This is a genomic window from Aliikangiella maris (genome assembly GCF_040719265.1).
Classification (GTDB): domain Bacteria; phylum Pseudomonadota; class Gammaproteobacteria; order Enterobacterales; family Kangiellaceae; genus Aliikangiella; species Aliikangiella maris.
Genome location: NZ_JBFDAH010000031.1, coordinates 1 through 15427, shown reverse-complemented (window position 1 = coordinate 15427; position 15427 = coordinate 1). Strand labels below are relative to the sequence as shown.

Here is a 15427-nt window from a genome sequence, read left to right as displayed (position 1 = left end):
TAAATCATTAAACTGCCTGATCAAACTTTGTCATTCAACGTTATTATTGGTCTTCAATGTATTCGACAACTTCCAACTTAAACCCTGACAGAGCGATAAACTTTTTCACCGGACTGAGTAGACGCATTTTATGTACCCCAAGCTCCATTAAAATCTGTGAGCCAATCCCGACCGTGCGTGATGCTCTGCTGGCTTTTGCTTGTGCTTTTGGACTAATAACTTGTTTACCTGAAATTACGGCAATGCGATCAAGTAGCATGTCTGGAGAAGCATGATAACCTAAAAGTACTACCACTCCCTTGCCTTCTGCTGCTACTTTTTCAATTGCTCGGCGCAGGGTCCAGTTACCAGCATCGCGTTTTTCTCGAGCCAGCAAATCCGAGGCAACATCAGCCACATGCACGCGTACCATCACCGTTTCATCAGGTTGAATGTCACCTTTCACTAAAGCTATATGAGTTTGTCCATCAATCTTGTCGCGAAATGCATGAAGTTTAAACAGTCCAAATTCTGTGGGCCATTCAACACATTGAACTTGTTCAATAGAGTGTTCTGTATTCATGCGATATTCAATTAAATCGGCAATCGTACCGATTTTCAAATTATGCTGCTCAGCAACTTTTTCTAGATCCGGACGGCGAGCCATAGTGCCATCTTCATTTAAAATTTCAACTATCGTCGCGCTAGGCTCGAGCCCAGCCAAGCGCGCTAAATCGCACCCGGCTTCAGTATGTCCCGCTCGATTTAAAACACCACCAGGCTTGGCCATAATCGGAAAGATGTGTCCCGGTTGAACAATATCTTCGGGCTTGGCATCCGCCGCAATAGCAGCCTGAATAGTTCGTGCACGATCTGCCGCAGATATACCGGTAGTAACGCCCTGTGCGGCTTCAATCGATAAGGTAAAATTAGTTTCAAATGACGCAGAATTCCGTTCTACCATTAACGGCAAACGCAATTGTTCACAACGTTCCTGAGTTAATGTCAGACAAATTAATCCACGCCCATAACGTGCCATAAAATTAATATCTTCCGGCCGAACCATTGTCGATGCCATCACCAGATCACCTTCATTTTCGCGATCTTCATCATCCATCAAAATGACCATTTTACCGGCGGCGATATCCTCAATTAGCTCTTTAGCTGTATTTAATTGCATTATTTAATAAACCCACTTTTTACCAGTAATTCATAGTTTAGTCTGTCAGGTTGAGATTGCGCTTTCCCCTGTAACAAACGTTCCAGATAACGCGCCAGCAAATCGACTTCTAAGTTGACTCGATGCCCCACTTTGTAGTGGCTGGCAGTAGTCTCTTGGAGTGTATGTGGCACTAGATTCAGTTTAAAAATATCCTGCTCAACTTCATTTACAGTGAGCGAAACTCCGTCCACTGTAATCGATCCTTTTTTGGCAATATATCGCGCTAAATCGGCGGGCGCTTGAATATCGAATTGCACACTACGTGAATCATTAGCAATACCGACAATCTCACCAATACCATCAACATGTCCACTAACAATATGACCGCCTAATCGAGAACTCGGGGTCAATGCCTTTTCCAGATTCACCGGTGCACCAACTTGTAATGCGCCTAAGGTGGAAAGTTTGAGTGTTTCGCCAGAAACATCTGCAATATAAGTGTTTTCATTAAAATCAATTGCCGTTAGACACACCCCGTTACAAGCGATACTGTCACCTAATTTAACATCGCTCATATCGAGCTTACCAACATTGATTGTCAATACTTTATCGCCACCTCGCGATTCCATTTTGGCAATTTGCCCTGTTGCTTCAATTATTCCAGTAAACATTTTTTCACCCTGTCTTATTCACTTGGTAGATCAAACGAATATCTTCACCCAGTTGGCGAATATCTTGCAGCGCCAATTGCGGCGTATTTTGCATGTGTTCAATATTGAGTTCAAATAATCCTTTGGCGTAATTTCCCATGAGTTTTGGCGCCATATAAATATGTAATTCATCAATTAATCCCTGTTGCAAAAACCCCCCCGCTAACTGATGACCCGATTCCAGCATTAAGTAATTCATCCCTTTTAAAGCCATTTGTTGCAGCAGTGAATAAAAGTCAGACTGATAATCCAGTGTGTTCACCTGTTGGCTAGCGTGTTGCTGTTGCTGCTGGTTAACCCAATATACTGATGCATCATCATTAAAGACTTTTGCCTGTGGGCTCACTCGCGCCTGAGGATCAATAATCACTCGAGCAGGCTGTTTAAATTGCAGCTTATTGGTTGAGTGCTGCATAGGTAAGTCAGATAACTCAGTCAACCTGACAGTTAAACTGGGATTATCAAATGTCACTGTGCCTGCACCTGTAATAATGGCATCTTGGGTTGCGCGTAAACGATGTACATCCTGGCGGGCCGCAGCGCCGGTTATCCATTGACTTTCTCCGGACGCCAATGCAGTCCGGCCATCAAGACTCATAGCCAACTTGCAGGTAAGCCAAGGAAGCTGACGCAACATTCGAGAACAAAAGCCTCGATTGAGTTGTTGAGCCTGATCTTCATATAAACCATATTCCACGGCTATTCCCGCATCGAGTAGTCTTGCAAAACCTTTACCTGAAACCAGCGGATTTGGATCTTCCATTGCACAGATTACTTTACCAATTCCGGCTGCAACTAAAGCCGTGGCACATGAACCCGTTTTCCCCTGATGAGAACAAGGCTCAAGAGTGACATAACAGATTGCTCCTTTAACATCAGCTCCGTTAGCTTTAGCAGCAGTCAGTGCATTGATTTCGGCATGTGCCATGCCTGCTTTTTCATGCCACCCCTGGCCAAGTATTTGGCCATCTTTAATAATGACACAACCAACTAACGGGTTTGAGCGCACGGTATAACGCCCTTTTTTTGCCAACTGTAAAGCCAGCGACATCCACTCACGATCTTGAGTAGACCATTGTCTCGTATTTTTAATGAGTAAGTGTTCAGGCTGCATGATTGGCTATAACGAGTGTTTAATTAAATGGCACATTAAATCATGAATCTTTCGATTCCAGGCGAGCGATTTCATCTCGAAAATCACTCACATCCTTAAATCGTCGATATACTGATGCAAACCTTACATAGGCCACCTGATCGAGCTTTTTAAGGGCATCCATCACCATTTCACCAATCACTTGTGCTGAAACTTCGCGTTCCCCTAAGGCTCGTAATTTCGATTGAATACTGAGAATTGACTTTTCGACATCTTCAACAGAGACAGGACGTTTTTCTACTGCTCGCAAAATACCCGCTTTTAGCTTGTTATCGTCAAACGGTTGGCGAGTACCATCACCTTTAATGACTTTTGGCATCACCAATTCGGCACCTTCAAAAGTAGTAAACCTTTCTCCGCATTCGTTACATTCGCGGCGACGGCGCACCTGATCGCCTTCGGCAACCAATCGAGAATCGATAACTTTAGTATCTTGAAAAGAGCAAAATGGGCAACGCATGGGTAGCTCCATAAAAAACGTACAAATAGAAATAAAAAAAGCCATTCCGACTATGTCGAAATGGCTTTGCTATTATAACACTAACTTAAGACTAAATTACACGCTTAGTCTTTTTAACGCTATCTTTTTAACACCGATTCGCGTCAACTTACTTTGCATATACTGGGAAACGCGCAGTTAACTCCAGTACTTTTTGCTTGGTAGCCGCAATAACTTCCTGGTTAGTAATATCATCTAAAATATCACAAATCCAGCCAGCCAGCTCTGCCGCTTCGGCTTCTTTAAAGCCACGAGTGGTGATTGCCGGGCTACCTAGACGTAAACCGCTGGTTACAAATGGCGAGCGAGGCTCATTTGGTACGGTGTTTTTATTAACCGTGATATAAGCTTGACCTAGTGCAGCCTCAGCATCTTTACCAGTAATGTCTTTATCGATTAAATCTAACAAGAACAGGTGATTATCGGTACCACCAGAAACAATTTTGTAACCACGCTGCATGATAACATCGACCATTGCACGTGAGTTAGCCAGTACCTGCTTTTGCGTTGCTTTAAACTCATCGCTTAATGCTTCTTTAAAGGCAACCGCTTTACCAGCAATCACATGCATTAATGGACCACCTTGACCACCGGGGAATACCGCAGAGTTAAATTTCTTTTCCAGCTCTTCATTGGCACGCGCTAATATCACACCACCACGAGGACCGGCCAGGGTTTTATGTGTTGTAGAAGTAACAACATCTGCATGAGGAACCGGATTAGGATACAGTCCAGCAGCAATTAGTCCGGCAACATGTGCCATATCGACCATAAAATATGCGCCTACTTTATCCGCAATTTCACGGAAACGGGCCCAATCAACAACACGCGAATAGGCAGAAAAACCCGCTAAAATCATTTTAGGTTTGTGCTCAAGCGCTAATGCTTCAACCTGCTCATAATCGATATAACCTTTTTCATCCAGACCGTACTGAACAGAGTTGTAAAGCTTACCCGAAAAGTTAACTGGTGATCCATGAGTTAAATGACCACCTTCGCTCAAGTTCATACCTAAAACGGTATCGCCAGGCTTTAGTAAAGCCATATAAACAGCCGCATTAGCTTGAGAGCCAGAATGTGGCTGAACATTGGCATAATCAGCCCCAAATAATTCTTTTACTCGGGCAATGGCTAAATCTTCAGTCACATCAACAAATTCACATCCGCCATAATAACGTTTATGAGGATAGCCTTCGGCATATTTGTTTGTTAACACAGAGCCCTGTGCTTCCATTACTCTGGCGCTGGTATAGTTTTCTGATGCGATCAACTCAATATGTTGTTCCTGGCGTTGCTTCTCCGCTTCAATGGATTGCCATAATTCTGAGTCATATTCTGCTAAAGATTGTTTATTATCTAACATGAAGCTAATTCCTAAAGTTGTAGTTTTAAAATTCGATGTTTGAAAGCAGCGTTCAAATTTCGAGCGTATTGTATAGCAAATCATTTGGTGTGTCGCTGATTCACCTAGGGATCGACATACCGATTTCGCATTAGAACCAAAGTGACTATTGTTATGCACTTAAGCATTAATTTTAAAATTTCTTAAGCCAAACGTGTATTTTATCGATCAAAATTAAGAAGACACTAATTATTTCTCTAGTTTAGCCATAAGTGGCCGATTATTAGCGATATTGATAGTTTATCGTCTGATCAAAATTTTTGTGTAACGGTTTACCCATAACGGTAGCGGCGATGTTTTATTAGTTTCAATATCAAACCAACTGTTAATAACCAATTGTTATTAAATAATGAGGACGAACCGAGTGTTAGCGGCCATAATTAGAAATAACAGAAAAAACTCACATAGAGATTAATCGAATAAGGCTGTAAGTATCGATTAAGGCAGTAGTTAAAAGTCAGGAGATGGCAATTATGCCCCGATTGAATTTATTGTCGCTAGCGATTGCTGTTTCGCTGACGACACCAACAACCAATTTGCTTGCCATTGGTTTTGGTAATCCCGATACTGCGGCAATACTTAATCGGCCACTGAATATCAGCTTGCCGATCATTGCCACTGAATATGAATTGCATGATATTCGTGCCCGTATTGCCAACGAACAACAACATAATCGATTTGGTCTGAATTATCCTTTATGGATACCTAAACTCAAATTTAATGCCGTTGAAACCAATTCGGGGCCAATGTTGCAAATTACCAGTCACTATCCAATTAAAGAGCCTGTCGTTAATTTTGTCGTCGCCATTGATTACAAAGGCACCACTATTTTCAAAGAAATAGCGCTTTTTATGGATCCGGCGGAATTGTATGCCAATAATCAACGCTTGGCGAATGTGACCAATTCGCAGCAATCCACCGCAGCGAATGCTCAGACTAATCGAATTACAACCAATCATAACCTGGCGAAAGATATTGCAGTCAATCAAGATACGCCGAAAAATACTTCGATAATTCCCCAGCAAACGCGTTTAAATCAGCCTTCAATTGTCGTTGAGCAAGGACAAAGTTTGTGGCGTATCGCTCGGAGTTGGGAAGTTGAACACTTGACCCTAACTCAAAAAATGCAGGTGATTTTTGACAATAATCCTCATGCTTTTTTAAATGAAGATAAAAACCAGTTAAAACTTGGGGTGACCCTGTATTTAGATACAAATGCGCTCGACTCGCATAGCCCCAGTGTAAACGAACCGAATTTAAATAAAACCAATATAAATACACCAGTCGCTAAGCAACAGCTTGCTGCAAGCAGCCAACCTGTCGATCAACAGCGATTAGCAAACCGCACCGTATTTATTGAGCAAGAATTATCTAGTCTGAAAGCCGATATAGAATATGAGAGAGCGCAAAATGCGCAAATGAAACAGCAACTGGCCAAATTGGAAGGCTTAATCGCTCAATTGCAAAATCCACAGCAAATGCGCCAATATACAGCTCAAATCGATCCCATGCCTGCCTTTAAGGCTATAAAAGATTTGTCTCACTCTGCTTTATCGGTCATTAGTGAATCTTCCGCAGAAACACCAGCAGAGACAGATGGCAGCAATAACCAATCAGCCACTCAGCTTAGTACCAATGCTTCGACCAAAGCAGAAACAGTCAACGACAAGCCGCAAGTCGTTCAAATTGAAAATGCGGAAAATACTACTTTAAACAATAGTAGCAATAGCGCGTTGTCAAATCGGAATAATCTGGTACCTTCTCCAGCCAGTCAAAATTCTGATCAGACATTGACAACTTCTACTGATAATGGGCCATCGTTTTGGCAAACTTTCAGCTGGTTAGTTATTGCATTACTTCTGGCATATTTAGGTTCACGCTACACCACTCGGCGCAAGGTTAAGCGCTTTACTCAAGAACTTGATGATCAACTGGAAACCATTGCCAGTAACCAGCAGCAAGATCAATCCAAGCCACCATCGGTACGTGAATTATCTATTCCTAAAAATGTGTCGACTTCGGCACAGATTAAATATCTTCGCTCAGCCGCTGACTTTTATTTGAGTTGCAATCGCTACGACCTGGCTAAAGAATTAGTTAATGAAAGTTTAATTCAGTATTCTGGCAACACGCGAATTGTGCAAGCCTTACTAGATATCCGTAAAAATATTTATACCGAACTAGACAGTAACTTAAAAACCAATATAGTCGCAAAACTAGACACTCACGGCAAAAATGATCAGTCTATCGACAATTCAGGCTTAGTATTCACCGACGATGAAGATGTTGACTTGGATACACTCAATGATGAATTTATTCGAGAGTGGAACGAAAAAGTATCCTCTTTTAAATAACACAAGCGCCTGCTTTTCAAATTTAGTATGCCGGCGAGTCTATCTCGCCAGTGCAATTTTTAAATAACGATTTGGCTTTCCATCAAAATAAATTAAACGGATACTGGTACCACATGGTTATCCCACTTGAGCTTGATTTGCTGTGAGCCAGTTAAGGATTGAACTCCCGCTTGTTGCCCACCATACTTGGAAGAATTTAAATCGCGAATTGAGGATTGCTTACCTTGTTGTGGTTGATGTGCGTATTCATAAATATTACCATATCCATTAGTCAGCAAGAGCCTGTCACCATGCCGATCATAGGCAACACCAGCAGAATCTTTTAACTTCAATGAATCAACCAATGTTTTATTGGCAATATCCCACACCGTAACCAGATTACCTCGTGGTGCAGTTAACACCGCTTGATTCGCTACCGGATTAATTGCCACACTGGCAACATACTGTCGCATAGCCATCAATACTTCAGGGGGCGCCTTCATAATCTGTAACTGATTTTCACCTCGATGGGTTAATGCCAGTGGGACTTGATGAAAACGATCGCCCTGGTATTGGAGTCCCATTACCACCGTATCATCAGTAGATACCGCTAAATGACGAATGCTTAACTGGTGATGTGGAGGCTGATAGCTATCAATAATTTTGCCCGATGCCAGCTCAAGATAACTCAGATTGGGTTGCATCGTATCCAGATTAAGTTTTTTTCGACCTTGTTCTGGATGGGTTAATATACCGCCATTAGCAACAACCAAAATATTATTTTGGCTTAATGGGGCCGACTCATGTGGGCCAATACCTCCACTTTGGTATTCAGCGACAACCTGATAAGTTTGGCTATCGCGAATAACCATCAGCCCCTGCTGGTTAATATAATTATTTTCAGATGTTATCAAATATTTGCCATCTTTAGAAAAGCAGCCGTGCCCATAAAAATGATGTGCTGACTGAGCATTAATTTGTTGAATAACTTCACCCGTTTGTAAATCAAGTTCCAGCAAAAATTGTCCTGGCCTTCGTGCAAATACGATTGCCGTTTTATTGACAGGATGTGGGGCAAATCCGTGGCAACGCCCCGGCACTGTCGTCTTAAATTGAATTTCACCGGCGTGGCTAAACAGAGCGACAAAGTGTTGATCTTTTCCTTGGGTGCAAGCACTCAAAAAACCATTTACCGATTGCGATTTTTGTTGAGTATTACAGCCAACCAGGCTAGCAGCAGCACCTGCCAACAGCGCTCGATATATAAATTCTCGACGGTTCATCATTTCTCCTGACTTGTTCAGTTCGATGTAGACATTTGCTTGTTAAACTAAATTTCTTTTAACACAAACCTTCAAACTATCAATCGCCATCATTACCATTAAAACCAACAGTTGCATTCATTGCCTTGGCTAAGTCACCTTCCAGCTTTACAATCAAAGACTGCATTAACTCAACCAGCTGACTTATTTTTTCTCGTTCTGTCTGCGAAGCTAATGCCTGCGAATAGGTTCCTTCTATTTGCTCACTGATATCGACTAGCTGTTGTAATCGCTCTTGCATATTGGCATCTAATACATCGGCTTCAACCACTTCATTTAAATATCGGCTAAATCCGAAGTTATTTTCACCGTAAACAACCTTAAAGGCTTTCAAATTATTCACCAGATTAGCTTTAGAATACTCGCTACGCCAAGACTCAGCCGCTTGTGTATAACCAGGAATATTATCACCTAAAGGCGCTTGTAATTTATTTAATAAAATAAACTGGGCTTGCTCGATCAAAGTATTGACGACATCACTGACCATCTCATCCAGCTTCGAAGTATCGCCACTACCCGCAATACCTTTTCCGGTAAAATCACTGATAAAATCTTCACCCGAAGCCAACCATCGGTCGACCAAATCAGCCGTAATAGTCTGCAGGTTTAAAGTAATAGCATTTAACAGCTGGCAACGGCGAGCCGCAGTATTACTGTCGCTAAATTCAGCAAGTACTTGCTCATCTGCTTTAAAGATCAAATATTCGATAGCAGGTAATCCCTGTGCGCCAACACTGGTATTTGCCACAACTGACTCGGTGATAACCTGTGTACCAGATAACAGGTTTTCAATATTATTTGTGACTGCATTATTGTCATCTGGCCAAAACTGAATTCGATATTGGTAGTTATTTTTTACGATCGGACCAAAACGCATAATTTGTAATAACTGCCACTTATCCATAACGGTTAACCAAGCATGTCGAAGTTGGCTCAATTCGGTTGCACTTAAAGATGACGAACTACAAAAAACCTGAGCACTATTTACCAGCTCAACAGAGGCCTGGGCAAGTGATTGATACCCAGGAACAAACACATCATTACCAAGGTAACGTAACAGCGCAACTTGCTCATCAACTTTATTACTGCCTGCGGTAAAATCATCATCATTTGGCTCACTACCGCCACCACCACCGCAACCATATATAAAACTCAACATGAGCAGAGCTGCAGCCAAGCTCATACTGCTGACTAAGTTTGCACGAAAATTAAACATAAAAAACTTCCCCAATTAAATCGAATTTAAAAAATATAAAAGTGCATCTCTTTGTGATTTTTGGCTACGTATAAATTGATTACGCGCATTAAGTGCTTCGCCACCATGCCATAAAATAGCTTCGCTTAGACTTCTCGCCCGACCATCATGCAAAAAGGCATTTTGTCCAGTGATTCGCTGTTGTAAACCAAGTCCCCACAAGGGGGGAGTTCGCCACTCTCGACCGGTTGCCAAATATTCGCCCTGATTATCTGCCAGTGCATCTCCCATATCGTGTAACAATAAATCGGTATAGGGATAAATCACTTGTCCATCAGCCAGTTGATAGCTGGCAACATGACAAGCTTCACATTGCATTTGTCGAAATAGTTGTTGCCCTTGCTTAAACTGTTTACGCTGCTGATTACGCAGCGGCGGGACTCGCAAGTTTTCCGTAAAAAAAACAACCTGTTGTAATAAATCGTCAGCAATGTCTAATATGCTGTTTTTTGAAGCTAATAACTCCCTGTGTTTTTGCATCTGGCAACCAGTTTGCTGGTTAGTACATTCTTCTTGCGGATACAATGAGGAGGTTATTCCCATATCATGGTTAAAGGCAGCAGCAGTTTGCTGTGCCACACTCGGCTGCGCCGCTTTAAAACCAAAACGTCCCAAGGCTAATTCATCGTGTTTAATTGAGCGCACCCAATTTGCTTTTCCCGAGATTCCATCTTGGTTTTGATCCAACAAATCTTGACGTTTTAAAATTTGCTGTGCTGAAATTTGTTGTAGCAATCCCATGCCAATCAAAGGTGGAGCTAAACGCGGAGAAATTTGTGTTGATGATTTCATTTCGCCATAACTTAAATGGCTCACCTGATAGCTAGGCGAACACAAAGAATAAGCTTCGCCATCAGCAAAGTGTCCAGATTTAATGTCACAAATTCGCTTAACTCGTCCCTCGGCCAGTAATACTTTTTTATCTGACAATTCGGCTAAATGATACGTTTGCTCATTTGCAGTCAAGGTTGGTTCTGGTGCAATCCCCTTGGCAATCTGCCGATGAATACTGCGCAGTTGCAATTGGCGTCCATAAACAGGATCGCCAATATTACCTATCTGTTCATCTCCTTGCTCAGGACCGAGTTTTAACACCAGCGCAACGGGTAAATCTGATGTTTCATCAGGCAACGCACCGCGCCCCCCGTTGATATGGCAGGTGATACAAGAGCGAGCATTAAATAAAGGGCCAAGTCCATCGCGCGCAGTTGTTGTTGCTGGCGCGACCACCCAAGGATCACGAAAAAACGATAATCCAACCCAAAACGGCATTTGCGCTTTTAAATCTAGCTTTACAGCAGGTTGAATAAATGTATTGTTACGGTATCGTGGTACAGCAGTATTAGACTGAATATAGGACGATTCCTGCGCGGCGTTAGGTCTCGGTTTATTGTTTGAATTTTTTTCTGCTTTTTTTTCTAAATTATGTTGTGACAGATCCGCACCATCATGCCAGAAAGTCTGCGCAGAAAAACACACCCAGCCAGACCAGCCGATAGCTAATATAAAAATAACTTTCACCAACTGGTCTAATACAGGCATTTTACATTGACTCCAAAAAGGCAATTACAGCGGCCCGCTCATTTTTATTAAGCAGTTTAAATTGTTCTAGTGAGGTTTGAGCCTCGCCACCATGCCATAAAATCGCTTCTTCTATTGTGCGAGCACGACCATCATGCAAATAAGTTGCTCTGGGGTTAACGGTTTTCACCAGACCTAATCCCCATAATGGGGCTGTTCGCCATTCGCTGCCGCTGGCTAATCCTTCAGGTCGACCATCAGCTAAACCATCGCAACGCAAAACATACTCACACATTTCACCGCCCGAGCAAGATTCTCCGGTAACTAACTCTCGGGTTAATGGCTGACAACTTCCCCCCATATCATGTAACAACAAATCGGTATACGGCCAGATCACTTGTGATGACAAAGCTTCAATTGGTGCTGCATCAGGTGTTAATTGGTTTAATTGAATTTCGCCCAACACACTGCCAGCCGCCTCTCCGGTTTGATGCCGTGGTACATGGCATCCAGTACAACCAATATTGAAAAACTTTTGCCGTCCTAACCAGATATCTGCTTGCCAGGTTTCACTAGCAGCATCATATCCTCGCCGTTTTGGCACCGCTAACGTGCGCGAATAAAACTCAACCAAGGCCAGTTCAACATGAGTGATATCACTCCCTTCATTGCCGCCATTTGGCTCATCCGCGGCTTTATCAATACAGGCTTGTTGCAATACAGTGCAAGGCTCATCAGGCACAATACTGCTAGTTATTCCCATATCACCTCGATAAGCCATAACAGTCTGGTGCAATACACTGGTGGTGAAAGCTTTACTACCAAATCGCCCGAGTTTAACTTCATCCGATAAAATGGTTTGTTGTTGGTTAACTCGACCAGAAATGCCATCATTGTTAGCATCATTTGGATCTGCTAAGGCACGAATATCAGTTTCAGCAATCGCACCCAGTAAACCTAAACCAAAGAGTGCAGGCGCGACTCTTGGCGATAGCAAACTGCCTGGGGAAATATCCCCATAAGATAAATCTTTAATTCGATAGGTAGGCTGACGTAAAACGTAATTTTCACCATCGGGGTATTGCCCATTAATCTCAGTAAACTCAATATAAACATAAGCTTCACCCAAGGCTTCACCCGTATTAATAGCACCGTTATATCTGGGGAGCCCAGCGGTTGGATCATTGCCTTCAAATGAAGCAATACCAAAAGTCTGAATTTGCCCGCCATAAGTTGGCTCATCTTGTCCATCTACCGCACTTATTTTGATCAGCATCGCATCCATTGGTTCACTGCTATCCATTGGAATATGTCCACGCCCATCTTTTACATGACACCCTTGACAAGTGGCCGTATTGAGAATCGGGCCTTGACCAGCATGAGTATTACGAAATAACATATTTCCCGCTTTAAAGTTGGCATCGAGATTAAAATCACTGCTTACCTTTGGCGCAGACTGTCCGAATGCATCTTCATCACTACGCGCAACAGTAACCTCACCGCCAGCATTAACTTCAGACGGGTCAACCACATCTGCCGATACTTCGGGCAGTTCATTTTTGGGTGGCTCAATGACAATTGGTGGATCTTTAATTTCTGGTGGCTCAGGTTGAGTCGAGCCGCCTCCTGAACCACCGCACGCAACAATTAAGCCTAGCGATATTGCACCGGCAAATGGTGCTAAGCGACTAATCCACTGCAAACTTCGCGGCTTAAAAATTGGCATAAGAAACTGTACTAAGTTTGTTTGCTTCGTTGGCTTTTTAGTCAGCAAATTAATTATATTTTGTTGCTTACAAGAATAATTTTTCATTGGTAATTGCTCTCCCATCCCCCGATTAAAATGAGCAAATTGAGCTCGATTACCCTGTTATATTTAGTAGCAAAAAACCATTGACGCTATTGGTTGGCCAAACTAAAAAAAGTCCGTTAAAAAAACAGACTTTTTATCAGGGTATCCACAATCATTTAGTTACAAGCGTTACCAATATTTTCTTCGGTATCTTGGCATAGATCACCCGTTGCAACATTTAATGCTGTAATTGCTTGTTCAATCACTGATGTTTGTGCCACTAATGCGTTAATTGAGGCAGTAATGTTAGGTTCGTTTATTCCCAGTTGAATCTGATTATCAAATGGCAAACCTGATTTAGCACGGACATCTATAACTCTGACTTTTGCCATCGTATCTTCCAGATGTGCGCGCAATTGATTAGCTAATTCAGCGTGACCGTTAACGACCAATAGATCATCGATCCCCGCCCCCTCGACCAGTTGTCCGTCAATTCGCGTGTATTGACCTAAAAAGGTATTTTGAATCCCTAAGGCATCTAAATAAATATCACGGTGAGTATTATCGCTAAAGCAAGAGTGTTCATCTTCTTGTGAATCAGTTAGTAATGCAATATTCATTCGCTCACCGGCTAATTCGCCGTAACCAAGACGCCCCATCCCTTCAAGAATTTTTGCTAAAGAATTGTCGCCACCAGCAACAAACGAATGATAATAATTATTACTACCTGATGGATTCCAAGCGTCAACCAAACGTTGTAAGTCATCTACCAACAAGTCTGCTGCTGCCATTAAATAAGCTGCGCGGCGAACACAAGTCTCATCGGCACTGCCTTGGCCTGCACCACTGGTACATTGACCTAAATGTCCATTATCTTGAAAATAATAATCAGAAACCGGACGCGTGCCGCTGCTGGTATCGCGCGGTCCACCGCCACTGCCATCTAGATTTAAATCTTGGCCCCACAATAAAAATTCAATCGCATGATAACCAGTAGTGACATTTCGCTCATCACCATTTAATTCAAAATTATCTTTTAAAATTGCTTTATTAATTTCAGGAAAGTTAATGCTGTCAGCAATAATATTAATATTGATGTTAGCCGTTGAACTAATATTTTCGGGGTTAGGATCGCCATCAACAGCGTTAGCAACATAGTCAATGATTGCTTCGCCAAGTGGCCAGGCATTAATTTGACCTTCAGGCCCATCACCATCTTCCCCCATTGTGCCATCATCTTTTAAAGCATCGATTGGTCCTGAACGAAAACGATAAACTTCAGTTTGTAAATAAGGTTCACGCGATTCAACCCAAGCAATTTTTGCCTGATTCAATGTTTCTTCAGTTGGATTTTCAATTAAGGCTTGTAACGCACTTTTTAAACTGATTGCACCAATCAGCGAATCACCATAGCTGGCGTATGCAATATTCGCATTGGTTTTAAGCACATCTTGTTGTGTCACTAACTGACTAACACCATCGGTCCCATTCTCTCCAGCAGGCCCTTGTACACCATCGGTCCCGTCTTTTCCATCGTCGGCACAACCACTCAAAACAAGTGATGAAGCCACGCCTAGTGCTAGCCAATAAGGCTTAAGATTGAATAAATTTTTATTACGCGTTTTCATTTTATCTCTATTTCCAATACTAACAAACATTAAACCAAATGATAATGAGATCGCTTATCACTTTCAATCGCATATTTAACTATTTACTGATCTAGATCGTATTAGTAAAAGTAACCCTTTGATTTAAAAGATATAATATTTCATTTCAATTAAATGAATTTGATATGACCACAGAGATTGTGTCGTTTTAAGCCTTAGAGACGAAGAGGTTCAGTTAAGTCTGCAAAGAATATTGCACTAAAACGGTAGTCACATTTGATATTTATTGAGATATATAAAGGTCTGACATGTGAAAGAAATCACAAAATTAGCGAAACCACATTATCGAATGATTATTGTCGGATATATTTTATCCCGCAAGAGGACTACGACAACCATAAGCTATTAGACAAGGATAACAGGATTTAATGAATGATCTAATAGCACTCTTCATAAATGAATAATCTACCCAATTAGTAGACGCTTTATTGCTTTGTTACAAAGCTGTTTTGCTGTGCGTCGTTAATCACATGTTTGATAGTGTGCTCTTGCCGTTTTAACGCTCAAGGCTAAAACGTTCGAGGCGAATATGTTGGCTAATCATGGATAGATTAACGTTGAATCATTGGTTTTCTTAATCACTTTATTAGTTAAGAAAAAAGAACTTATTTAACTCAACCGTTTAAGGAAGT

General features: G+C 41.9%; 11 protein-coding genes. 1 reads left to right on the top strand and 10 read right to left on the bottom strand.

The window, feature by feature from the left end:
- Positions 1-43: 43 nt before the first annotated feature.
- The 5 genes from ribBA to glyA all read right to left on the bottom strand — a co-directional run bounded on the left by ribBA (position 44) and on the right by glyA (position 4866).
- The gene (ribBA, locus tag ABVT42_RS19450; RefSeq protein ID WP_353897610.1) at positions 44-1159 is read right to left on the bottom strand and encodes a bifunctional 3,4-dihydroxy-2-butanone-4-phosphate synthase/GTP cyclohydrolase II; all 1116 of its coding nucleotides are present in this window, start codon (positions 1157-1159) and stop codon (positions 44-46) included.
- Positions 1159-1812 carry a riboflavin synthase gene (locus tag ABVT42_RS19445; protein WP_353897611.1) on the bottom strand — a complete coding sequence of 218 codons (654 nt, stop codon included), beginning with the start codon at positions 1810-1812 and terminating at the stop codon, positions 1159-1161. The genes ribBA and ABVT42_RS19445 overlap by 1 nt, the downstream gene beginning before the upstream one ends.
- Positions 1813-1816: 4 nt before the next feature.
- Positions 1817-2965 (bottom strand): bifunctional diaminohydroxyphosphoribosylaminopyrimidine deaminase/5-amino-6-(5-phosphoribosylamino)uracil reductase RibD, encoded by a 1149-nt coding sequence (gene ribD, locus ABVT42_RS19440; protein WP_353897612.1) that lies wholly within the window; start codon positions 2963-2965, stop codon positions 1817-1819.
- Positions 2966-3005: 40 nt separating this feature from the next.
- Positions 3006-3464, bottom strand: a complete 459-nt coding sequence (nrdR, locus tag ABVT42_RS19435) for a transcriptional regulator NrdR (RefSeq protein ID WP_353897613.1) — start codon at positions 3462-3464, stop codon at positions 3006-3008.
- A gap of 148 nt (positions 3465-3612) precedes the next feature.
- Positions 3613-4866, bottom strand: a complete 1254-nt coding sequence (gene glyA, locus ABVT42_RS19430) for a serine hydroxymethyltransferase (RefSeq protein WP_353897614.1) — start codon at positions 4864-4866, stop codon at positions 3613-3615.
- A 512-nt stretch (positions 4867-5378) separates the two neighbouring features.
- Between glyA and ABVT42_RS19425 the strand changes: the two genes are divergently transcribed.
- Positions 5379-7259 carry a type IV pilus assembly protein FimV gene (locus ABVT42_RS19425; protein ID WP_353897615.1) on the top strand — a complete coding sequence of 627 codons (1881 nt, stop codon included), beginning with the start codon at positions 5379-5381 and terminating at the stop codon, positions 7257-7259.
- 92 nt (positions 7260-7351) lie between these two features.
- Here ABVT42_RS19425 and ABVT42_RS19420 read toward each other — a convergent pair whose 3' ends face one another.
- The 5 genes from ABVT42_RS19420 to ABVT42_RS19400 form a co-directional block, all read right to left on the bottom strand.
- Complete coding sequence (locus ABVT42_RS19420; protein WP_353897616.1) at positions 7352-8521, bottom strand: DUF1513 domain-containing protein; 1170 nt, start codon at positions 8519-8521, stop codon at positions 7352-7354.
- Between the two features lie 79 nt (positions 8522-8600).
- Complete coding sequence (locus tag ABVT42_RS19415) at positions 8601-9776, bottom strand: imelysin family protein (RefSeq protein WP_353897617.1); 1176 nt, start codon at positions 9774-9776, stop codon at positions 8601-8603.
- A 15-nt stretch (positions 9777-9791) separates the two neighbouring features.
- A complete protein-coding gene (locus ABVT42_RS19410; RefSeq protein ID WP_353897618.1) occupies positions 9792-11357 on the bottom strand; it encodes a di-heme oxidoreductase family protein in 1566 nt (521 codons plus the stop codon).
- Position 11358: 1 nt separating this feature from the next.
- Positions 11359-13149, bottom strand: a complete 1791-nt coding sequence (locus ABVT42_RS19405; RefSeq protein ID WP_353897619.1) for a di-heme oxidoreductase family protein — start codon at positions 13147-13149, stop codon at positions 11359-11361.
- 155 nt (positions 13150-13304) lie between these two features.
- Positions 13305-14756: an imelysin family protein gene (locus ABVT42_RS19400; protein ID WP_353897620.1), complete on the bottom strand. Its 1452-nt coding sequence runs from the start codon at positions 14754-14756 to the stop codon at positions 13305-13307.
- Positions 14757-15427: the final 671 nt, after the last annotated feature.